Raw genomic sequence first — 20739 nt, forward strand, 5'->3', positions numbered from 1 at the left:
CGGTTCGGGGTCGCCACCGGCCGCTGCGTGCGCTCGCCCGACGCGGCGAGCCTGCCGGCGCTCTCGGCGTGCGCGCGGCCGGGGCCGTGGCAGGCCTGGCAGCCCACGTTGGCCTCGGCCCAGGTGGTGGCGTAGCGGTCGTGTTCGTCGTCGTAGCCCTTGCGGTAGGCGGTGGTGTGGCACTCGCCGCACATCAGGTTCCAGTTCTGGTAGCGCCCGCTCCAGTGCAGGTTGTCTCCCGGGGGCACCGGGCCGTCGGTGTGCAGCGAGAACCAGGTCTTGCGGGTGGTATCCCAGGCGATCGTGAAGGCCTGCAGGCGCCCGCCCTCCTGCGGCAGCAGCACCTGCTGCAGCGGCCGGATGCCGAAGACGTGGCTGGCCGCGAGCTCCTGCGTGCGGCCGTCGGCGCCCTGCGCGGCGACCACGAAGTCGCCGCCGCGGCGGAAGAAACGCGCCGCCGCCGCGCCCTCGCCGAAGCGGACGTCGCCGAAGTCGCCGAGCACGGTCTGCGCCGTCGCCGGCTGCATCGCATGGCGGTGCTTCGATTCCGCCCACGCGCTCGCCTGGTCCGGGTGGCAGGCGAGGCAGTCGCGGTCGGCGACGTGGTCGGGCCGCGCCCCCGCCTGGGGCGCGGCCGCGAACGCGGCCGGCACCATCAGGACGAGGGCGAGGAGCAGGGCGGCGAGGCGCATGCGCTCAGGGCTTGGCCGTGCGCGGGACGAGGGTGGCCTCGTACTTCAGGTCCTCGTAGTACTTGGCGCCGTTGCTGTAGCCGGGACGGTTGGCGAGGTTGGGGATCTCCAGCGTGCCGGTCTCGCGCACGTAGTCGCGCCAGGCTACCAGCAGCTCGCCCAGCTTCTGCGGGTTGGCAGCGGCCAGGTTGCGGCTCTCGCTGCGGTCCTGCGCGATGTTGAAGAGCTCCCACTCGCCCGTGCCCCAGGGCTGGTTCGCGGACACGATCTTCCAGTCGCCCTTGCGCAGCGCCTTGCGCCCGCCCAGCTCCCAGCCGATCGCCTCGTTCGCGCCATGCACGAGCTGCTCGCGCCCCTGCAGCAGCGGCAGCATCGAGGCGCCGCGCAGCGGCAGCACGGGCTTGCCCTGGTACTCGGTGCCCGGGTGCTTGGTGCCGGCGAGCTCGAACAGCGTGGGGGCGATGTCGGTCACGTGGGCCACGGCCGACTTGACCTTGCCCCCCTGCACGCCCGGACCCCAGGCGATCGCCGGCACGGCGATGCCGCCCTCGTACATGAAGGACTTGAACATGCGGAACGGCGTCGAGCCCACCTGCGCCCAGCCCGGGCCGTACTCGGCGTAGGAGCCCGACTTGCCGATGTGCGCGATGCTGTTGTCCATGTCCTTGTGGATCCACTCGCGGGTGCGCGCCACGTCGTAGACCGAGTTGCCGTCGGCGCCGTTGTCGGACAGGAAGAAGATGAAGGTGTTGTCGAGCTGGCCGGTCTTCTTCAGGTAGGCGAGCATGCGGCCGATGTTCTGGTCCATGTTGTCGACCATCGCCGCATAGACCGTCATGCGCTTGGCCTCGGAGGCCTTCTCGGCCTCGCTCAGGCTGTCCCACTTCGGCCACAGCGGATGGCCTTCGAACACCGGCGTGTCGGCGGCCACCAGGCCGAGCTTCTTCATGCGCTCGAGGCGCTCGCGGCGCAGCTTGTCGTAGCCGTCCTTGTAGCGCTGCTCGTACTTGGCGATGTCGGCGTCGTGCGCGTGCAGCGGCCAGTGCGGCGCGGTGAAGGCGAGGTAGGCGAAGAAGGGCTTGCCCGTGTCCTTGCCGGCGTCGATGTAATCGATCAGGCGCGAGGTGAAGAAGTCGGACGAGAAGAAGTCCTTCGGCAGCGTCGCCTCCTTGCCGTTCTCGCGGTAGATGGCCTTGGGCGGCTTGGCCGGATCGGCCGCGACGATGCCCGCGCCGTCGCTCCAGTGGCTGGAGCCGCCATGCACGAGCGCGTACGACTGGTCGAAGCCGCGCGCCGCCGGGCTGTGCTGCTCGGGCACGCCGAGGTGCCACTTGCCGGTCATCAGCGTGCGATAGCCGGCGTCGCGCAGCACCTGCGCCATCGGCACCACGCGCTCGTTGAGGTTGCCCTCGTAGCCGGGCTTGCCGCGCTGCTCGGGCAGCATCAGCTCGGACATGTCGCCGAAGCCGACGAGGTGGTTGTCGGTGCCGGACATCAGCATCGCGCGCGTCGGCGAACAGAACGGCGAGGCGTAGAACTGGGTCATCTTGACCCCGCTGTCGGCCAGGGCGTCGAGGTTGGGGGTGGCGATCTCGCTGCCGTAGCTACCGATATCGGTGTAGCCGAGGTCGTCGGCCATGATCAGCAGGATGTTGGGGCGGTCCGCCTTGGCCGGCGGGGCGGCGTGGCCGGCCTGGATGCCGATGGCGAGCGTGGCCACCGGGATCAGCAGGGTCGCGAGCGCTGCTTTCATTGTCGGTCTCCTGGAATAAGTCCGGCTTGTATCCGGTTCCATAAATTTAATTCAATTCTCGAGAAAAGCAGCGCGATGTGAGGATGTTCCGCAGAGTGGAACGATGACTGCGGACTGCGGACTGCGGACTGCGGACTGCGGACTGCGGTCTCGGCCGGGGTGCGCTATCCCGCGTTTCGGCCTGTTGCTGTCGCCGCCGATTGCCGCTACGGCGATTTGTCCGAGTTTCGCGCCGGTGGCCGGGAACGCGTTGCGCCTTCGCCGCGCGAAGGATCAAGCGGCTTCGCCGCTGCTGCGCCAAGCGTCCAGGTCGCTGCGTTCGATGTGGGTTTCGCGCGGGTTGATGTTGCCCGGCAGCAGTGGCCCATCCCATTGTTCGGTGGCCCAGCGCTTGACGTTGGCGTGCAACTCGCATTGCTGTATCGCGTTTGCGAGCAGGACTTCGGCATCGTGCGCCGACATGCCTTCGCCGGTCAGCAACTTCGCTGCTTCACGCAGCGTCAGGGGGGTGCCACGGTCGGTTGCGTTGGTCATCGCGGTCTCCCGGGGCTTTCAGCGTGTGCCCAGTGCAGAAGTGGACAACGCTGCCGGAAAATGGTGCGGCGGGCCGGCGGCGGTAGCCGGTGCGAGGAGCGTTTGTCCGGGGCAGTGAGCGGTCGTCTATAAAGAGAGCGTCACATCGGCGATCGGCGAGGTGCGGAGATGGACACGCTGGGATGGCAGGAACTGAAGGTGGTGGCCCTCGCCGTCGACGACTTGGCGAGGGCGGAGTCTTTCTACCGGAGCAGGCTCGGTCTCGAGCGCAGGCTCCAGGCAGACGGTGACGTCGGCTTCGCCCTGGGCGGCCTGACGATCCTGCTCAAGCCGCTCTCCGCACCTGGCGGCGGGGCGGAGAAGTCGCCGTATCCGCGGCTGACCATTGCGGTTGCGGACGCGCCGCGGCTGGCGCGGGACCTGGCCGCGCGCGGCGTCACGATCAGCGACGCCGTGCAACTCTACGACGACGGTTACTGGGTCGGCGCCTTCCTGGACAGCGAGGGCAACAAGCTGTGGTTCTGCTCCGAGGCTGGGTAGCTCGCTGCTGTTGAACTGCCGATCGTGCAGTCGCCACACAGGAGGCCTCGCGAGGGTCGGTGTGCCCTTGCCGTGCGTGGTCTCGTCCTGTCCCACAGACTTCGTCCGGCCAGGAGCGGATTTCACTCTTACCGGGAAGGGGATCGTCAAATGGCTGTTCCCCCAAGAGCTGCCACCTGGGCAAAAGAAGCACAGCGACGTCAACCTCCGTCCCGCGTGCGCAGATTTGGCGGGAGCAGTGCAACTGGACGGGGGCCTTCATGGAGCCTTCGACCCTTATGCAAAGCGTCCCTGAGGAATGATCCATGCCAAAGGTGTTCCACTGCTTTGCAGCTAAGATCCCCGCATGGGCCTCTACCATGATCTTGCCGACCGGACCGCGAAGCTGATCGCCGAGGGCGTGATGCGCCCCGGCGAGAGGCTGCCTTCCGTCCGCCAGGCCTGCAAGACCCATGGCATCAGCCCGATCACGGTCACTCGGGCCTACCACCTGCTTGAGAGCCGAGGCCTGATCGAGGCGCGGCCGAAGTCGGGCTACTTCGTGCGTGCGCGGCTTGGGAGCAAGCTCCCCGAGCCGGCTATGACCCATCCGGTGGGCGGGTCGACAGCACTCGAGGTCAGCGACTTCATCTTCCAGATCCTCGACAGCGTGCGGGATCCCGCCATCGTCCCGTTGGGGTCGAGCTTTCCCGACGCGCGGCTCTATCCGCTCGACAAACTCGGCCGCTTCCTTGCTGCGGCGGCACGTCATCTGGATCCGCTGGCCACGGTGACCGACCTGCCGCCGGGCAACGACGAACTGCGCCGACAACTCGCGCTGCGATATCTCGCCCATGGCGCCTCGGTGTCGCCGCAGGAAATCGTCGTCACGTCGGGCGCGATGGAAGGGCTCAACCTCTGCCTGCAAGCGTTGACCCGACCCGGCGATCTGATCGCGATCGAATCGCCCACCTTCTATGCGGGCCTGCAGGCCAGCGAGCGCCTGGGGCTCGAGGTCATCGAGATCCCGAGCCACCCGCGCGCCGGGGTCAGCCTGGATGCGCTGGCCGACGCGCTGCGCCATCATCCGATCAAGGCCTGCCTGTTCATGCTGAATTTCGCCAACCCGACCGGCAGTTGCGTCTCGGACGAGAGCAGGCGTGCGTTGGTGGCGCTGCTGCACAAGCACCAGGTTCCGCTGATCGAGGATGATGTCTACGCCGAGTTGTACTTCGGGCCAGAGGCGCCGTTGTGCAGCAAGGCGATGGACACCGATGGACTCGTGCTGCACGTGTCGTCGTTCTCGAAGTGCCTCGCTCCGGGTTATCGCGTCGGGTGGGTCGCGGCCGGGCGTTTCGCCAAGCAGGTGCAGCGGCAGAAGTACTCGACCAGCCTGGCCACGGCCGTCCCGCTGCAGATCGCCCTGGCCGACTACATGAAGCATGGCGGCTTCGACAATCACCTGCGTCAGTTGCGCAGGCAGCTTGCCGCCCAGGAAGCGCAACTCCTGGCCGGCATCGAAGCGCATTTTCCCGGCGGTATCCGCCTGGCGCGGCCGGACGGCGGCTACTTTCTATGGCTGGAACTGCCCGCCCGTGTGGATGCGCTGCGCTTGCACGAAGAAGCGCTCGAGCACGGCATCAGCATCGCACCGGGACCGATCTTTTCCGCGAAGCGGGAGTTTCCAAACTACCTGCGGCTCAACTTCGGCCATCCTGCGACGCCCCGCCAGGATCAGGCCCTGGTGATGCTCGGCAGGCTGATCAAGCGGCAGCTATAAGGTCACAAAGCGGGCGAAGCGGTCGCCGAAGAAGGTCGTCAGCACGATCGCGATCGGCGTGAAGGCGATGAAGAATCGCAGCACATTGCGCAGGAAGGGGTGAGCCCGTTCCGCCTCGATGAAGTGGCGGGCGACCAGGTGGCCCTTGATCCAGATGATCGCGGCCACGATCAACTGAACAGCTTCCTGCCCCCCGAGACCGTTACCGAGTAGCGGGCCGAGCAGGGTCAGCGCGACCAGGGCCAGCCAGGTCAGGACCAGGGGCCGGAGTGAAGTGGCGGGTTTGCGCTCGATGGATTCCATGATCAGGCCAGGACGTAGAAGAAGGGGAAGATGACCAGCCAGATGATGTCGGTCGCGTGCCAGTAGCTGGCGAGCGCTTCCAGACCGCTGTGCTCGTCGGCGGTATAGATTCCGAACCCGTGTCGGGCCAGGACCCAAAGGATGCCGAGGATGCCCCAGAAGGCATGCACCATATGGGTGAAGGTCAGGTAGTAATAGACGGTGAAGAAGATCCCCGACTCGCCATCGATACCGTGGGCGAGGTTCCACCGGATCTCGAGATATTTCGCCACCGGATAGCCCAGCGCCGCGACCAGGCCCGCGATCAGCCAGCCGATCGAGTGGCGCCTGCGCCCGGCGCGCAGGCTCGTCACCGAGCAGGCGATGAAGAAACTGCTGCTCACCATCAGCAGGGTGATCACCACGCCGGCGGTCTGCGAGAGCCGCTCCGCCCCGCTATGGAAGGCGTCGGGAAAGTGCGCGCGTGCGACGAAATACACGATGAACAGCACCAGGAACTCGACGAACTCGCAGCAGATCCCGACCCAGATCCCCTTGTTGCCGGGCACCCGGCCGGTGGCGGGGGGTGCGTCGCCCAATGGGGTGGGCAAACTCATCGTATTGGCGATCACGGTGTTCCACTCCTGATTCGATACCGTGATTGTGGGCGCCTGCCGAGGCGAGGACAGGAACAGTCGGGCGGATAGTCATCAGGCACAGCGAAGCGGCTGCGTATGATCTGTACCTGTTCCAAATCGCACAAACTGAAGCTGCCTCGGTCTCGCACGCGGTGATGTACTTCCGGCCATCGTCAGAGCCGGAGCACATCCATGAACCCAGCCGTCAGCAAGGTGCGCGAAGCCAAGCTGGAGTTTTATCGCAAGAAGGGAAAGATCCACGCCAAAGCGGTGCAAGGCCGTTTCAACAGCCTGCGCTGGGCCATGGTCTGGCTCACCCAGATCGTGTTCTACGGCGCGTGCTGGTTGCCGTGGGTAACCGAAGCCGGCACGCGACAGGCGATCCTGTTCGACATCGCCGACGAGAAGCTATACCTCTTCGACCTCGTGCTGTGGCCGCAGGATGCGCTGCTGCTCGCCTTCATCCTGATCCTCGCGGCGACCGCACTGTTCTTCACCACCGCCATCGCAGGGCGCCTGTTCTGCGGCTTTGCCTGTCCGCAGACGGTCTATACGTCGATCTTCGTGTGGATCGAAGGCAGGGTCGAGGGCGACCACCTCGCGCGCCTGCGCCTCGACCAGGGTCCGATGTCCGCGCGCAAGTTGCTGATCAAGTCGATCAAGCACGGCATCTGGGCGCTGGTGGCCGCGTGGACCGCGATCACCTTCGTCGGCTACTTCACGCCGATTCGGGAACTGCTACCAGCGATCGCCAGTTTGCAGACAGGCCCCTGGGAAACCTTCTGGCTGCTCTTCTACGCGACCTTCACCTATCTGCAGGCGGGGCTGGCACGCGAGGCCGTATGCCAGCACATGTGTCCTTACTCGCGCTTCCAGGGCGTGATGATCGATTCGGAGACGGCGAACGTCAGCTACGACGCCCAGCGCGGAGAACCCCGTGGCGCCTTGCGGCAGGCCGGCAACAAGGGCGACTGCATCGACTGCGGGATCTGCGTACAGGTGTGTCCGACGGGAATCGACATTCGGGACGGCCTGCAATACCAATGCATCAACTGCGGCCTGTGTATCGACGGTTGCGACGAGGTCATGGACAAGATCGGCGCACCGCGCGGCTTGATCCGGTTCGCGAGCGAAGGCGAGCTTGCCGGTCAGCCCAAGGTCGCCAGGGTCTGGTCACGGCCACGGACACGGAGCTACGTTGGCTTGCTGCTGGTGTTCGCGGCGCTGGGTGCATGGACGCTGACCGAGCGTGTGCTGCTGCGGGTGGAAGTGCACCGGGATCGCGGTGCGCTGATGCAGGAGACCACCGAGGGCCGGATCGAGAACAGCTACACCCTAAAGCTCATCAACATGGAAGAGGCGACTCGTCAGTTCCGCATCGCCGTGAGCGGCCTGCCGGGGCTGCGGATCGAGGGGGGCACCGAGTTCGGGGTCGAGCCGGGGCGCGTCCACACCGTCACGCTCACCCTGTCATCCCCGCTCGAAGGCATGCCGTCTGGTGCGCAGCCGATCGCGTTCGAGACCGTGGCGCTACACGACCGCAGTCTCGCCGTGCGCGAGATGAGCACCTTCATCCTGCCCACCCACTGAACAGACAACCAACATGTAGCGCCACAACGAGAACGATCACCGCCTGCTCGATGGCCGGGTCCGCCAGTTCCGCCACGAGTCAGCCTATCCAGAGCGCGCTTGCGCGCTTCTGCGTCGACGCAAAATCTGTCGAGCGCTGGCGTGAGCAACTCGGCGGTTGGTACGCACAGTACGTACGGCAACGTGCCGTCTAATTTCAGGGAGAAGTCATCCGTCTTTTGCTCGCCGATCAGGAGTGCTTTGCGCAGGCGCTGCTATCGCCCCCGCAACCAGCCCCAGCCTTGGAGCGTGCTTTTGCTCGTCGTCGCAAGCTCTTGCGTGCTGAATGAGCAACGCACCGTTCCTCGTCGCGCCGCTTGATGCCGCGCATGAGCGTACTGGGTTCCACAGTGCTTCCGATCCGCTCGACCGGTACTTACGAGAGCAAGTCACCCAAGACATTCGGCGTCGCGTGGCGGCTTGCTTCGTGGCGCTGGCCGATCGGCCGCGCATCGCCGGCTACTACACCCTCGCTTCGGCAAGCCTGACGCTGGCCGATCTCCCGGCTAGCATCAGCAAGAAGCTCCCGCGCTACCCGACTGTGCCAGCCGTCCGCATGGGGTGCCTGGCTGTTGATGAGGCATTCAGCGGGCAGGGTCTGGGTGGTGCGCTGCTGGCCGATGCGCTCGAGCGAGCCGCCCGTCCCGAGATTGCCGCGCATGCCTTGATGGTCGATGCCAAGGACGGCCACGCGGCCGCCTTCTTTGGGCATCATGGTTTCATCGCACTGCCTGACTCTCCACTAACGCTGTTCCTTCCCTTGACAACCGCCCTGCAATCTCGCAATCCGAGAAATTGAGCATGCATGCAGACTGACTGACCGAAAGGAGATTTTCCACCGTGGATATTCCGCGAATCTTCAACATCAGCGAGAGCGCTCACCGCATCCACAACCCGCTCACCCCCGAAAAGCTCGCCACGCTCGGCGCCGCGCTGCGGCTGGAGCCGGGGGCGCGGGTGCTCGACCTCGGCAGCGGTTCGGGGGAGATGTTGTGCACCTGGGCACGCGATCATGGCATCACCGGCATCGGCATCGACATGAGCCAACTGTTCACCGAGCAGGCGAAACGCCGTGCGGTTGAACTTGGCGTTGGCGGTCAAGTCACGTTCATCCATGGCGATGCTGCGGGTTTTGTCTCCGACGACAAGGTGGATGTGGCCGCCTGCATCGGCGCGACATGGATTGGCGCGGGGGTTGCCGGCACGATCGAACTGCTGGCGCGAAGCCTGCACCCCGGCGGGATCATCCTGATTGGCGAGCCTTACTGGCGGCAATTGCCGCCGACGGATGAGGTTGCGAGGCAGTGTCTTGCGGGCTCGATCTCCGACTTTCTCATGCTGCCAGCGCTGCTCGCGTCCTTCGGCGCGCTTGGGTACGACGTCGTCGAGATGGTGCTGGCGGACCAGGACAGCTGGGACCGATACGAGGCGGCCAAATGGCTCACCCTGCGCCGATGGTTGGACGCCAATCCGGGCGATGAGCTCGCCGAGGAGGTTCGCGCCAGACTGCGCTCGGAGCCCGTGCGCCATGCCGCTTACACACGCGAGTACCTGGGCTGGGGCGTGTTCGCGCTGATGTCGCGGGTCTGATGGTTGCAGAGTCGGAAGGATCGGACAAAAAGAAGGCCCCTGCCGGGGCCTCCTCTATCGGGCTTGATCGAGCCGCTTAGAACTTGATCATTACACCGACGGACAGCAGATCCACATCATCATCCATGTCATACCACTCCCACTCACCGACAATGCCGACCCGATCAGTAACCATGTATTGAGCGCCGAGGCCATACAGGAGGTCGGTGCAGGGTCTCCGCACTCGGAATGCATTTTCCCTGATCGCCGCCGTGCTCCTGAGGGCGGGGGACGTGGCGGCTTGATGACCTGCATGCTGCCGTCTCGCTCGAGACAATGTCACCAGGAGGCTCTGGGTCGCAACCGGCCCGTGACAGACGAGCAAATGAAAGACCTGACCCCGTAACCCATCTTCGCCCGGGGCAGTCAGCGCTCGTCTATAAAGAGAGCGTCACATCGGCGATCGGCGAGGTGCGGAGATGGACACGCTGGGATGGCAGGCGCTCAAAGTCGTGGCCCTCGCCGTCGACGACCTGGCGAGGGCGGAGGATTTCTACCGGACCAGGCTGGGTCTCGAACGCAGGCCCCAGGCAGACGGTGACGTCGGCTTCGCCCTGGGCGACCTGACGATCCTGCTCAAGCCGCTTGCCGGACCCGGCAGCGGGGCGGAGAAGTCGCGCTATCCGCGGCTGACCGTTGCGGTCGCGGACGCGCCGCGGCTGGCGCGGGAGCTGGCCGCGCGCGGCGTCACGATCAGCGACGCCGTGCAACTCTACGACGACGGTTACTGGGTCGGCGCCTTGCTGGACAGCGAGGGCAACAAGCTGTGGTTCTGCTCCGAGGCCGGGTAGCCCGCTGCTGTTGAACGGCTCGGTGGGGCCACGAAGCGCTGCCCGAGGAGGAGGTCGATATGCAGGAAGTACGAGCGATCCGTCCCGACCGTGAGGTCCTGACGCGTCAACGACTACCGTATTTTGTCGGCATCTCGGGACAGACGGTCGGAGCGCGCGGGCTGAGCATGCACCTGGTGACGATTCCGCCCGGGGCGAGGTCGGAGCCGCACTGCCATGTGGGGTACGAGACCGGGATCTATGTGCTGGAGGGCAGGGTGCTTACGCGCTGGGGCGCCCGGCTCGAGAACGAGGTGATCAGCGAAGCCGGGGAGTTCCTGTTCGTCCCGGCAGGGGTCCCCCACGAGGCGGTCAACCTGAGCGCCACGGAGGCGGCCCGTGCCGTGGTGGCGCGCAACCATCCCGCGGAGCAGGACCAGGTGCAGCCCTACGTTGTCGAGTAGAGGCTCCCGGCGGTTCACGCCGCGGACGCGTCGCGGTCCGAGTGGGCGATGTGGCCGAGCAGCCAGTCGCGCAGGACCATCAGGAGCTCGACCGAACGCTCCTGGTCCGACAGCTCGCGCATGGCACACAGGAGCGCGAGCTGATCGCGCAGGGCTTCGTGTTCCTGGCGATGGCGGACCAGGTCTGGATGGTTTCGTGCCTGCATCCAGGCCTCCTCGCGTGCGAAGTGGCCGGTCACGTAGTCGTTCAGGGTGGCGAGCGCGCCGTGCAGGGCCGACGAGCTGCGATCGAACAGCAGCGCATCGAACACCTGGTTCAGCGTGTCGATCAGTTGCCGGTGGTCGGCGTCCAGGCTCTCGACACCCAGCGAAAGCTCCGGTGTCCACATCGCGATGGGCATGACGGCCTCACTGTTCGAAGCATAGCGAGATGACGCTGCTGCCGTCCGCGCGCTTGCGGCGGGCCATCGCGTCGCTGACCCGGTCGCTGAAGAAGCGGCCGTGCGGGGTGGTTTGCGCGTCCTGCGAGGAGCCGGTGCGCGTGAGGTTGACGTGCAGCGTGCAGCCGTTGAACTCGAGCTTCAGGCTGGAGGCGTGCTCATCGAGCAGCTCGCGCAGCGTGAGCATGACGCGAACCTTGACGTTGTGGGCCACGTTCCATTCGCGGAGGATCCTCTCCACCCGCCGCAGCTGCTCGCCGACGGGATGGGCGGGATCGAGGGCGATCGTGGCTCGCCGGGCGTTGCCCCAGCTGAGGAATGCGTTGACCAGCAGCGCCGTGAAGACGCCGATCGCGAGCGCGGAGGACATCAGCGGCTTCACCGAGTCGGGCAACTGCGCGAACAGGGGGGCGTTGGCGACGCGCGCGATCGCCACGAGGAGCGGAAATGCGACCACTCCGGCCCTGCGCATGTCCATCGGGACGGTGCCGAGGATCTGGAATCCGTTGGCGATGACCAGGCAGCCGGTGAAGACCAGCGTTCCGCCGACCACGGGATCCGGCAGGTTGACCACGAGGTGCGTGAAGGCCGGACTGAGCGCGAACGCGAGCATCCAGGCGGCGACGGCGATGCCGATGACGCGGCTGGTTGCGCCGCTCGCGTGCGAGACCCCAACGCTCGAGGTCGAGGAGTTCGTGCCGGTGCTGCCGAACATGCCGGACAGGGCGGTGGACAGCCCGTCGGCGAGTACGCCGCGCCGGATCGCGCGTATCTCTGGCCGAACCCAGGCGGCGTCGTTGATCCGGGCGCAGATGTCGACGGCGCCCATGGTCTTGAGCGAGGCGGCCACCGCGGCGAACAAAAAGGGCAGCAAGTAGCCGAGGTCGAATTCGAGCTTCAGGTGCGCGAAGGAGGGCAGGCCGAACAGCGCCGACGAGAAGGCGTCGCCTGCGCTGCCCGGGCCGGGGATGCCGGAGGCCAGATGCATGAGATAGCCGCAGCTCATGCCGAGCAGGGAGCAATACAGGCGCCAGCTGCCGCGACCGAAGACGCCGAAGACCACCGAGACGAAGAAGGTCGCACCGCCAACCACCAGGCCGGGGACGCCGGCGCCGGAGAGGCGCGTCAGGCCGATGACGCCGATCTCGATGCCGACGATGATGATCGAGAGCGCGACGATCTCATTGGGAAAGAATCGACGGGCGCGTACCAGCAGGCTGGCGAAGAAGGCCTGGAAGATCCCGGCGACCAGCGTCATCCCGCACACCACCGGCAGCCCGCCTGCTGCAGCGGCGAGCGAGGCCGACAGATAGATCCCCGAGTTGCAGGCGACGATGAAATATCCCGAGCCCAGTCGTCTGCTGCACTGGACCAGGGTCGCAATGGCCAGCACGATGAGTGAGAACGAGAGCACCCCCCTCGGCGGTCGCTGCGTCGACACCTGCGGCTCGGCAGATCATGACGACGATCGCCAGGTTCGGCGCGGCGACCATGAAGTGCTGGAGGCCGAGCGCAGCCAGCGTCAGCGCTTGCGGCTTGTCGTCCAGTCCATGGATGAGACCGTCAGGCCTTCGCGCCATCAGGGAGTCGGCTGCCCCACCGAGACCGGGAAACGTCATCGTGATTCTCCGAATCCGCAGGGCGTTCCGGTGTTGGCGGAAGGCCGGCGACACCTGACCGCTTCGCTTGTGACGCATGCACCGCCAGCCCGTCGGGCGGGGTCTGCGACTCCGCTGCGTGGCTGGTCGTGTGTGTCAGGTCGCGCAAACAGCGAGCGTGATGGATCAGCTTGATGGATCGATCGGCTGGTTCAGGGTGGCCGTTTCGACCGTGAGCGATGGCGGGGCTTGCGCGGTTGGCGCGGTTGGCGCGGTTGGCGCGGTTGGCGCGGTTGCCCGGGCCATTGCTTCAACATAGACGAGCAATCAGACGGGGTCAGGTCTTTCTTTTGACTGTCCCCGCCCCCTCCCTGTCGCTGGTGCGTCGTCAGAAGCGGTACTTCGCGCCCACCTCGACCGAGCGCTCCGGCCCGACGTAGATGCCCTGGCGCAGGCTCGCGACGTAGCGCTCGTCGGTGAGGTTCTTCACCGCCCCGAAGACGCTGAACTGCTTGTTGATCGCGTAGCTGGCGGTCAGGTCGACCGTGGTGTAGGCGTCGAGCTGGCCGGTGAAGAAGCCCGAGGTGTTCTCCTTGAGCGCCACGGTGTTGGCGGCGTCGGTGAATTGCTCGTCGATGTAGTTGACGCTTAGGGCGGTCTTCAGCGGCCCGGACTGGTAGGCGAGGATGAGGTTGGCGACCCATTCCGGCGCGTAGGTCACCCGGTTGCCGTCGGGGATGTCGAGCGAGCCGTCGGCCTTGTAGCGGTTGCCGAGGAACTCGGCATCCGGGATCCAGGTCGCGTTCGCGTCGACGCTGAAGCCGTTGCCGAAGTCGTAGCCGATCGCCGCCTCCAGGCCCTGATGCAGCGTTTCGCCGCCGTTGGTGCGCTGGAAATCGCTGTTGCTGTTGGCGGGGATGATCTGGTTGTCGAAGTCCATGCGGAAGGCGGTCAGCTCGTAGCGCAGACGCTCGTTGTTGCCGCGCACGCCGATCTCGAGGTTGAGCGAGCGTTCGGCTTCGAGCTGCTGGTCCTGGTAGCCTTCGAGAGCGTCGCCGTTGAGCGCCGGGCCGAAGGCCTTGTAGACGCCACCATAGAGCTGGGCCATGGGCGCGACCTGGAAGGTGATGCCGAGTCCGGGCAGCACCTCGGTGTTCGAGGTTTCGGCGCGCTGATTCTTCTGCAGATCCTCGCGGGTCTGCTCGTAGCTTTCCACGCGCACGCCCGGCGTGATTGCGAGACGGTCGTTGACGATGAAGCGGTTCTGCGCGAACAGCGCGTAGCTGGTTGCCGAGTCCACCACGTCCTTGGCGAGCGTGCCGCTTCTGGGCGTGGCGCGCTTGGCGTTGATGGTCTGGTCGACCATCTCCTCATCCATGACGCGGACGCCGAGCTCGGTCTCGTTGCGCATGCCGAAGCTGCCGTGGCGGATGGCGAGCCGGCTGTCGAGGCCGAGGCGTTCGAAGCTGCGGTTGTTGCCGTTGACGCTGTCGCTGTAATTCCACTGTGTGAGGCCATTCACGACCTTCGTCGGCGCACCGCTGACCGTGCCGAAGCGCCAGTAGTCCCGGCTCATCTCGCTCCAGTAGAGCAGGGTGTTCAGGGTGGTGTCGGCGTCGATGCTCCACTCGTGGTTGATGTCGAAGGAGTTGCGTTCGGTGAGGAACCAGTCGTCCGGTGCGGGATTGAAGCTCGCGCCCGCCTTGTAGGCGTCGAGGAATACGCCGCGATAGGAGATGTTGGCGTCGTTCTCGTAGTGGGTGAACTTGGCGCCGATCCACTGGTTGTCGCCGATCGCCATGCCGCCCTTGAGCATCAGGTCCTGCATCTCGAAGCCCTTGTCCTGGAAGCCGTCGCTGCGCGCATCGGTGAAGACCAGGCCGCCGATCGCGTCGCCCGAGGGCGACTGCCCGCCGGCTTCGAGGGTCGCTTCCTTGTAGCCGTGCGAGCCGACACGGCCGGACAGCGACACGCCGGGCTCCGGCGTCTTCGTCTTGTAGTTGATGACGCCGCCGATGGTGCTGGGGCCATAACGCAGCGACGCCGCGCCCTTGAGCACCTCGATGCTCTCCATGCGCTGGATGCGCGGGTTGTAATAGCGCCCGTTGCCGACGAACAGCCCCGGCGCCACCGGCACACCGTCTTCCAGGATGAGGGTCTTGTAGTCGGCCGCGCTCAGGCCGCGCATGCCGATGTTGCCGACGACCGCCGACTCCTCTTCCGGCTTGATCACCACGCCCGGCACGGACTTGAGCGCGGCCTCGGTCGACAGCGGCTGCGCGCGCTCCAGGCTTTCCTTGGTTACGACGTTGACCGCGCCGGGGATCCGCTGCTGGGCTTCGGCGTCGTCGCCGACCACGTCGATGCGGGGCAGTGCGACTTCGGCGGCGACCACCGAGCCGGGCAGCGACAGCGTCGCTGCGACCGCCAGGTACAAGGTCTTGCGGTGGATGGAGAGGGCGGGGGTGCTCGGGGCGAGCGCGTGGCGAATCATCAAGTCACTCCTGGCAGGCGAATGTGGCTGGCTTGCCGCAAGGAGGGCGACTGGCTGGCTGGATCTGGATTTGGTAAATAAGAATTGTTGCCAATTGAAAGGCGATCGCATTTGAGCATGAGGGGGCGATGTCGTCAATGCGAGGCTTGGAAACTGCTGCTCTCCGCTCACGAGATCAAGGCCATGCTGTGCCGTGCCAATGGGGACGCCGGATTTGTGCGGGACTCGACCGCCGTTAACACATAGGCACGGTTTGGCGCATCACATGATGCTAAGATCGTGTCGGGTATCCTCAAGGAGTCCATCATGCGTACCACCCTCGCGCTCGACGACGAGCTGCTCGCCAAAGCTCAGGCGCTGACCGGCCTGACCGAGAAATCCACGCTGGTGCGCGAGGCCCTGCGTGCGCTGATCCAGCGCGAAAGCGCGCGGCGCCTGGCCCTGCTGGGTGGATCCGAACCTCAACTGAACGACATCCCGCGGCGACACCCGGAATCCGCTGCGTGATCCTCGTCGATACCTCGATCTGGATCGATCACCTGCGCGGATCGGACGAACACCTGTCCGGGCTTCTTGCTGCGGGGAGGGTGTTGATGCATCCCTGCGTGCTGGGCGAAGTCGCGCTGGGCAACCTGAAGAACCGTGCTGCCGTGTTGGGAGCGATGAGCGATCTGCCGCTGGCGGCGGCCGCGACGGACGATGAGGTGCTCCGCTTCATCGACGCCCGTTCGCTTTTCGGGCTGGGCATCGGTTACATCGATGCGCATCTGCTGGCCGCCGTGATGCTGGCGCCTGGAACCAGGCTGTGGACGCGCGACCGGCGCCTGGGCGCGGCAAGTGCTCGCCTTGGCCTTGCCTATGCGCTCGCCCACTGATTCGCGCAGCGGAATTTCGACAATGCATATTCATCAACCGAAAGGGCCCTCGAAGACGAGATCTGCCGCGAGCTCGCCGCGGGGAAATCGGGCTCAAACCCCGGTTCTGTGAGCCGGTTGAGCATGCACCTTTTGACGATCTCGCCTGTGGCCGAGTAAAAGCATCCGTGAAGCGCGGCGCGGGCTACCCCGGTGCGGTCACGACGTACGTTGCCCGGGTGGGGTCGTGCCGCCATGCGGAAGGAGATTCTGATGTCGCGCCCTGATGCGAAGGATTACGCACTCTCACGCGCTGCGCTTTTGACCGAGGGGTTCAAGGGCCTGCTTCTGGTGAACGGCGGCGGTGCCGCTGCGTTGCTGGCCTTCATCGCACAGGTTGCCGATAAATCGCCCAGGCTCGCCCAGTTGTCGTTTGTTGGCGTCGCCTTCATGGCGGTTGGTCTCGGGCTTGCACTTCTCGTGCCCTTCTTCCGGTATCACCACTCGCACGCGGTTCAAAAGCGCGAAGCCGCTGGTCAGACTGAAGGGCTGAAGACGGTTTACTGGTACCTCTACACCGCTTGCCAATATCTGTCGGTGATCGCTTTCGTCGGCGCATTGATCTATCTGGTGGTTACCGCGCTGCCCGTTCTGGCCGCGATGCCGGCCGGGAGGTGCTGAATACTGCCTTTATTGCATTGAACCGCAGTCGCGTAAGTGCGCGGGTGACTTGGTGTCTGTCCCCAATGCGGTCACCATCGCCACTACTTCGGGGTTGTAGAGCCCGTCGAATTCGTCAGCTTCGAGGATGTCGAAGAGCGGTTCGAGGAAGACTGGATTTCGCTGAGGAACAGTAAATGAGCAAGCTCACAATCAAGACGGGAACCGAAGAGGACTCCTTCAAGCGTGGGCGCAGGCTGGCAAAGGCGGCGGATCTTGGCGAGCGCCTGCCGGAGGAACGCATTCTCAGCTTCGAGGACCCTGCCGACGTGATGAAGTTGATCACGGCGACGCGTCTCGCCTTGTTCCGGACGATGAAGGAAACGCCCGGTTCGATCACCGAGATTGCGCATCGTCTGCATCGCGATCGCAGTGCGGTAAAGCGGGACATCGATGAGTTGGCGCGGGCCGGATTGATGACCGTGGCGGAGAAGGTGCTGCCAGGTCACGGGCGCATGAAGGAAGTCAGGGCGGCGGCGAGCCGGTTCAGTCTGCAGGCCGAGATTTCCTGATTGGCGGCGCGTCAATGACTTCTCCAACGCCATGACGAATCCGTTCAAGACCTGCACCGCTTCCCGATGACCGCCCTCCACACCGAAAAAGTCCTCGAGGACGAGATCTGCCGCGACCTCGCCACCGCCCGCTGGCTGCACGACGCGGCCGATGCCGCACGATACGATCGCGCGCTGGCGCTGTACCCCGACGACGTGGTGGGCTGGATCCAGACGACGCAGCCCGAAGCCTGGGGAGCATCGAGCACACCCACGGCGCCAACGCGCGCAAGGTGGTGTGCGAGCGCCTGCGCCGCACGCGGGCCGACCACGGCACGCTGCACGTGCTGCGCCAGGGCTTCGAGATGCTGGGGCTGCGGCGGCCGATCGCGATGGCGCAGTTCAAGCCCGCGCTGGCGATGAACGCCGAGCTGCAGGCGAAGTACGCCGCCAACCGTCTGCGCGTGGTGCGCCAGCTGCGCTACTCCCTGCACAACGAGAACTGCCTCGACCTCGGGCTGTTCGTGAATGGCATTCCGGTGGCGACCTGCGAGATCAAGACCGACTACACCCAGGCGGTGGAAGACGCTGTGCTGCAGTACCGCAAGGACCGCCCGCCGCGCGTGGCGGGCAGCAACGCGGTCGAGCCGCTGCTGGCCTTTCCGCAGGGCGCGCTGGTGCACTTTGCGCTGAGCAACTCGGCGGTGCGCATGACGACGAAGCTCGAGGGCTTCGACACCGTGTTCCTGCCCTTCGACCAGGGCGACGCCGGCGCTGCGGGCAACCCACCCAACCTGCAGGGCTACGCCACCGACTACCTGTGGAAAGCGGTGTGGGCGCGCGACTCGTGGCTGGAGATCCTCGGCCGCTACATCGTGCCGAGGAAGAACGACGCCCGGCAGCTCGTCAACACCGTCTTCCCGCGCTACCACCAGCTCGACGCCACCCGCGCCATCGTCGCCGCCGTGCGCCGCGACGGACCGGGCGACAAGTACCTGATCCAGCACTCGGCCGGCTCGGGCAAGACCAACTCGATCGCGTGGACCGCGCACTTCCTGGCCGACCTGCACGACGCGGACAACCGCAAGGTCTTCGACACGGTGGTGGTGGTGTCGGACCGCACCGTGCTCGACGACCAGTTGCAGGAAGCCATCATGGGCTTCGAGCGCACCCAGGGCGTGGTCGCGGTGGTGAAGGGCGAGGGCGCGAGCAAGAGCCAGGAGCTGGCCGAGGCGCTCGCCGCCGGCAAGAAGATCGTGGTGTGCACGCTGCAGACCTTTCCCCGCGCGCTCGACAAGGTGCGCGAGCTGGCGGCGACCGAGGGCAAGCGCTTTGCGGTGATCGCCGACGAGGCGCATTCCTCGCAGACCAACGAGACCGCGGCCAAGCTCAAGGAGGTGCTGTCGCCGACGGAGCTCGCCGAGCTGGAGGACGGCGGCGAGTTCGACACCGAGGACCTGCTCGCCGCGCAGATGCAGGCCAAGGCGGCGGGCAAGGAACTCGGCATTACCTTCGTCGCCTTCACCGCCACGCCCAAGGACAAGACGCTGCAGCTCTTCGGCACCCGTCCCGACCCCGCGCGCCCGCCTGCTGATGACAACCTGCCCGTGCCCTTCCACGTGTATTCGATGCGGCAGGCGATCGAGGAGGGCTTCATCCTCGACGTGCTGCAGAACTACACCAGCTACAAGGTCGCCTTCAACCTGGCGCATGAAGGTGGAACCCGTTATTCCGAGGTCGATCGTGAAACCGCCATGAAGGGCATCATGGGCTGGGTGCGGCTGCACGAGTACAACATCGCGCAGCGCGTGCACATCGTGGTCGAGCACTTCCGCCTGCATGTGGCGCCGCTGCTCGGCGGCCAGGCCAAGGCCATGGTGGTGACCGCGAGCCGCAAGGAGGCGGTGCGCTGGCAACTGGCGATGCGCAGGTACATCGCCGAGCACGGCTACCGCATCGAGACCCTGGTGGCGTTCTCCGGCGAGGTGGAAGACCCTGATTCCGCGCCCGAGCCGCTCGCCGAGACCAGCGCGCGGATGAACCCGCGCCTGCGCGGGCGCGGCATCCGCGAGGCCTTCAAGGGCGGCGACTACGCCATCCTGCTGGTGGCCAACAAGTTCCAGACCGGCTTCGACGAGCCGCTGCTGTGCGGCATGTACGTCGACAAGCGCCTGGCCGGTATCCAGGCGGTGCAGACGCTGTCGCGCCTGAACCGCGCGCATCCGGGCAAGGACACCACCTACGTGGTCGACTTCGTCAATGACCCCGACGAGGTCCTCGCCGCCTTCCGCGTCTATCACACCACCGCCGAGCTCGCCGGCGTCAGCGACCCTGAGCAGATCTACACCCTGCGCGCCAAGCTCGACGGGCTGGGCTTCTACGACAGCTTCGAGGTCGATCGCGTGGTCGAGGTGGTGTTGCGCGGCAAGGACCAGTCCGCGCTCGACCGCGCCCTGGTGCCGGTGGCGGACCGCCTGATCAAGCGCCACGCCGCCGCCTGGCGCTGGACGCCGGGCAGGGCGAATACAAGCTCCAGCCCAGCGGCCCCGGCGGCGGCGAGGTGCGCGACAAGCACAAGGCGGCGCTCGACGAGATCATCGCGCGGGTGAACCAGCTCTTCATCGGCGAGCTCACCGAGGGCGACAAGCTGCTCTACGTGAACAACGCGATCAAGGGCAAGCTGCTCGAGTGCGAGACGCTGATCGAGCAGGCGGTGAACAACACCAAGGAGCAGTTCGGCAACTCGCCCGATCTAAATGCGCGCATCCTGGACGCGGTGATGGACGCGCTCTCGGCCTTCACCTCGATGAGCCGGCAGGCGCTCGAGTCCGAGCGCATCCGCGCCGAGATCAAGTCCATCCTGCTCGGGCCGGGCCGGCTTTACGAGCTGCTGCGGCAGCAGCGCTCGCCGTCGGTGAGCGACGCTTAAGGGCGTATCGCATTCCGGTCCCTCTCCCCTGGAGCCTGTCCTGCCATGAATGCGTAGCCCTCGTCCTCACCCTCACCCCGCGCGATCGTCCTCGTCGGTCTCGTCGCGCTGGCGATCGCGATGGGGATCGGCCGCTTCGCCTTCACCCCGATGATGCCGCTGATGCTGCGCGACGGCAGCCTGGACGCGGTCACCGGCACGGAGTGGGCGACCGCCAACTACCTCGGCTACCTCCTCGGCGCGCTGAGTGCGTCGTGGTTCGCGGGCATGCCCCGGCGCGGCCTGCAGGTCGGGCTGATCGGCGTCGCCGCGACCACCCTCGGGATGAGCTGGGGCGGCACGGCCTTCCCGTGGCTGGGCATGGCGCTGCGTGCGAGCGCGGGCGTGTTCAGCGCCTGGGTGCTGGTGTGCGCCAGCAGCTGGTGCCTGCCCGAGCTCGCCCGCCGCCACGCCACCGCGCTCGGCGCCTGGGTCTATACGGGCGTCGGCCTGGGCATCGCCGGAACGGGCGTGCTGACCTGGC

23 protein-coding genes are annotated in these 20739 nt (G+C 66.1%); 15 read left to right on the plus strand and 8 right to left on the minus strand.

The window, feature by feature from the left end; genetic code table 11:
* The 3 genes from C667_RS10040 to C667_RS10050 form a co-directional block, all read right to left on the minus strand.
* Positions 1-692, minus strand: a 692-nt coding sequence (locus tag C667_RS10040) for a multiheme c-type cytochrome (protein ID WP_004362147.1), incomplete at its 3' end; no start/stop codon positions are given.
* Positions 693-696: 4 nt separating this feature from the next.
* Positions 697-2445, minus strand: a complete 1749-nt coding sequence (locus C667_RS10045) for an arylsulfatase (RefSeq protein ID WP_004362149.1) — start codon at positions 2443-2445, stop codon at positions 697-699.
* A gap of 273 nt (positions 2446-2718) precedes the next feature.
* The gene (locus tag C667_RS10050; RefSeq protein ID WP_004362150.1) at positions 2719-2979 is read right to left on the minus strand and encodes a hypothetical protein; all 261 of its coding nucleotides are present in this window, start codon (positions 2977-2979) and stop codon (positions 2719-2721) included.
* 168 nt (positions 2980-3147) lie between these two features.
* Between C667_RS10050 and C667_RS10055 the strand changes: the two genes are divergently transcribed.
* Positions 3148-3519 (plus strand): VOC family protein, encoded by a 372-nt coding sequence (locus C667_RS10055; RefSeq protein WP_004362152.1) that lies wholly within the window; start codon positions 3148-3150, stop codon positions 3517-3519.
* Positions 3520-3865: 346 nt separating this feature from the next.
* Positions 3866-5278 (plus strand): aminotransferase-like domain-containing protein, encoded by a 1413-nt coding sequence (locus C667_RS10060; RefSeq protein ID WP_004362154.1) that lies wholly within the window; start codon positions 3866-3868, stop codon positions 5276-5278.
* Here the strand turns inward: C667_RS10060 and C667_RS10065 are convergent.
* A complete protein-coding gene (locus C667_RS10065) occupies positions 5273-5581 on the minus strand; it encodes a hypothetical protein (RefSeq protein ID WP_039921209.1) in 309 nt (102 codons plus the stop codon). The two genes, C667_RS10060 and C667_RS10065, sit on opposite strands and share 6 nt — an antisense overlap.
* 2 nt (positions 5582-5583) lie before the next feature.
* Positions 5584-6177: a cytochrome c oxidase subunit 3 family protein gene (locus tag C667_RS10070; protein WP_051174662.1), complete on the minus strand. Its 594-nt coding sequence runs from the start codon at positions 6175-6177 to the stop codon at positions 5584-5586.
* Between the two features lie 213 nt (positions 6178-6390).
* Here C667_RS10070 and ccoG point away from each other — a divergent pair, with 213 nt between their 5' ends.
* From ccoG to C667_RS10095, 6 genes are all read left to right on the plus strand, one after another.
* On the plus strand, positions 6391-7788 hold the full coding sequence (gene ccoG, locus C667_RS10075) for a cytochrome c oxidase accessory protein CcoG (protein WP_004362161.1): 1398 nt from the start codon (positions 6391-6393) through the stop codon (positions 7786-7788).
* Positions 7789-7997: 209 nt separating this feature from the next.
* On the plus strand, positions 7998-8117 hold the full coding sequence (locus C667_RS26430; protein WP_281054842.1) for a type II toxin -antitoxin system TacA 1-like antitoxin: 120 nt from the start codon (positions 7998-8000) through the stop codon (positions 8115-8117).
* Positions 8114-8626, plus strand: a complete 513-nt coding sequence (locus tag C667_RS10080) for a GNAT family N-acetyltransferase (RefSeq protein WP_004362163.1) — start codon at positions 8114-8116, stop codon at positions 8624-8626. The genes C667_RS26430 and C667_RS10080 overlap by 4 nt, the downstream gene beginning before the upstream one ends.
* A 41-nt stretch (positions 8627-8667) precedes the next feature.
* Positions 8668-9417 (plus strand): SAM-dependent methyltransferase, encoded by a 750-nt coding sequence (locus tag C667_RS10085; protein ID WP_004362166.1) that lies wholly within the window; start codon positions 8668-8670, stop codon positions 9415-9417.
* Positions 9418-9875: 458 nt separating this feature from the next.
* A complete protein-coding gene (locus C667_RS10090; RefSeq protein WP_004362168.1) occupies positions 9876-10247 on the plus strand; it encodes a VOC family protein in 372 nt (123 codons plus the stop codon).
* A 59-nt stretch (positions 10248-10306) separates the two neighbouring features.
* Positions 10307-10690, plus strand: coding sequence for a cupin domain-containing protein (locus tag C667_RS10095; RefSeq protein WP_004362170.1), 384 nt, complete (start codon positions 10307-10309; stop codon positions 10688-10690).
* Between the two features lie 14 nt (positions 10691-10704).
* Here the strand turns inward: C667_RS10095 and C667_RS10100 are convergent, their stop codons facing one another.
* From C667_RS10100 to C667_RS10110, 3 genes are all read right to left on the minus strand, one after another.
* Positions 10705-11091, minus strand: a complete 387-nt coding sequence (locus C667_RS10100; protein WP_004362172.1) for a bacteriohemerythrin — start codon at positions 11089-11091, stop codon at positions 10705-10707.
* Positions 11092-11098: 7 nt separating this feature from the next.
* Positions 11099-12544: a solute carrier family 23 protein gene (locus tag C667_RS10105; protein ID WP_004362174.1), complete on the minus strand. Its 1446-nt coding sequence runs from the start codon at positions 12542-12544 to the stop codon at positions 11099-11101.
* A 572-nt stretch (positions 12545-13116) separates the two neighbouring features.
* Positions 13117-15222, minus strand: a complete 2106-nt coding sequence (locus tag C667_RS10110) for a TonB-dependent receptor family protein (protein WP_004362176.1) — start codon at positions 15220-15222, stop codon at positions 13117-13119.
* 306 nt (positions 15223-15528) lie between these two features.
* Between C667_RS10110 and C667_RS10115 the strand changes: the two genes are divergently transcribed.
* The 7 genes from C667_RS10115 to C667_RS10140 form a co-directional block, all read left to right on the plus strand.
* Positions 15529-15729: a type II toxin-antitoxin system VapB family antitoxin gene (locus C667_RS10115; protein ID WP_004362178.1), complete on the plus strand. Its 201-nt coding sequence runs from the start codon at positions 15529-15531 to the stop codon at positions 15727-15729.
* Entirely contained in the window at positions 15726-16097 is a 372-nt protein-coding gene (locus tag C667_RS10120) for a type II toxin-antitoxin system VapC family toxin (protein WP_004362180.1), read from the plus strand. Before C667_RS10115 ends, C667_RS10120 begins: the two co-directional genes overlap by 4 nt.
* 252 nt (positions 16098-16349) lie before the next feature.
* Positions 16350-16757 (plus strand): hypothetical protein, encoded by a 408-nt coding sequence (locus C667_RS10125; RefSeq protein ID WP_004362182.1) that lies wholly within the window; start codon positions 16350-16352, stop codon positions 16755-16757.
* Between the two features lie 176 nt (positions 16758-16933).
* Positions 16934-17308: an HVO_A0114 family putative DNA-binding protein gene (locus C667_RS10130; RefSeq protein ID WP_004362185.1), complete on the plus strand. Its 375-nt coding sequence runs from the start codon at positions 16934-16936 to the stop codon at positions 17306-17308.
* Positions 17309-17580: 272 nt separating this feature from the next.
* On the plus strand, positions 17581-19896 hold the full coding sequence (locus C667_RS10135; RefSeq protein WP_211207690.1) for a type I restriction endonuclease subunit R: 2316 nt from the start codon (positions 17581-17583) through the stop codon (positions 19894-19896).
* On the plus strand, positions 19848-20216 hold the full coding sequence (locus C667_RS26185; RefSeq protein ID WP_083881310.1) for a hypothetical protein: 369 nt from the start codon (positions 19848-19850) through the stop codon (positions 20214-20216). Before C667_RS10135 ends, C667_RS26185 begins: the two co-directional genes overlap by 49 nt.
* A 120-nt stretch (positions 20217-20336) precedes the next feature.
* On the plus strand, positions 20337-20739 hold a 403-nt coding region (locus tag C667_RS10140), incomplete at its 3' end, for a YbfB/YjiJ family MFS transporter (protein WP_004362187.1).

Source organism: Thauera phenylacetica B4P (assembly GCF_000310225.1).
GTDB classification, from domain to species: Bacteria; Pseudomonadota; Gammaproteobacteria; order Burkholderiales; family Rhodocyclaceae; genus Thauera; species Thauera phenylacetica.

What these genes read in the sequence shown, in the direction of transcription:
- C667_RS10045 (WP_004362149.1), bottom strand. Translation starts at nt 2,445, where the DNA reads ATGAAAGCAGCGCTCGCGACCCTGCTGATCCCGGTGGCCACGCTCGCC.
- C667_RS10050 (WP_004362150.1), bottom strand. Translation starts at nt 2,979, where the DNA reads ATGACCAACGCAACCGACCGTGGCACCCCCCTGACGCTGCGTGAAGCA.
- C667_RS10055 (WP_004362152.1), top strand. Translation starts at nt 3,148, where the DNA reads ATGGACACGCTGGGATGGCAGGAACTGAAGGTGGTGGCCCTCGCCGTC.
- C667_RS10060 (WP_004362154.1), top strand. Translation starts at nt 3,866, where the DNA reads ATGGGCCTCTACCATGATCTTGCCGACCGGACCGCGAAGCTGATCGCC.
- C667_RS10065 (WP_039921209.1), bottom strand. Translation starts at nt 5,581, where the DNA reads ATGGAATCCATCGAGCGCAAACCCGCCACTTCACTCCGGCCCCTGGTC.
- C667_RS10070 (WP_051174662.1), bottom strand. Translation starts at nt 6,177, where the DNA reads ATGAGTTTGCCCACCCCATTGGGCGACGCACCCCCCGCCACCGGCCGG.
- ccoG (WP_004362161.1), top strand. Translation starts at nt 6,391, where the DNA reads ATGAACCCAGCCGTCAGCAAGGTGCGCGAAGCCAAGCTGGAGTTTTAT.
- C667_RS10080 (WP_004362163.1), top strand. Translation starts at nt 8,114, where the DNA reads ATGAGCAACGCACCGTTCCTCGTCGCGCCGCTTGATGCCGCGCATGAG.
- C667_RS10090 (WP_004362168.1), top strand. Translation starts at nt 9,876, where the DNA reads ATGGACACGCTGGGATGGCAGGCGCTCAAAGTCGTGGCCCTCGCCGTC.
- C667_RS10095 (WP_004362170.1), top strand. Translation starts at nt 10,307, where the DNA reads ATGCAGGAAGTACGAGCGATCCGTCCCGACCGTGAGGTCCTGACGCGT.
- C667_RS10100 (WP_004362172.1), bottom strand. Translation starts at nt 11,091, where the DNA reads ATGCCCATCGCGATGTGGACACCGGAGCTTTCGCTGGGTGTCGAGAGC.
- C667_RS10110 (WP_004362176.1), bottom strand. Translation starts at nt 15,222, where the DNA reads ATGATTCGCCACGCGCTCGCCCCGAGCACCCCCGCCCTCTCCATCCAC.
- C667_RS10115 (WP_004362178.1), top strand. Translation starts at nt 15,529, where the DNA reads ATGCGTACCACCCTCGCGCTCGACGACGAGCTGCTCGCCAAAGCTCAG.
- C667_RS10125 (WP_004362182.1), top strand. Translation starts at nt 16,350, where the DNA reads ATGTCGCGCCCTGATGCGAAGGATTACGCACTCTCACGCGCTGCGCTT.
- C667_RS10130 (WP_004362185.1), top strand. Translation starts at nt 16,934, where the DNA reads ATGAGCAAGCTCACAATCAAGACGGGAACCGAAGAGGACTCCTTCAAG.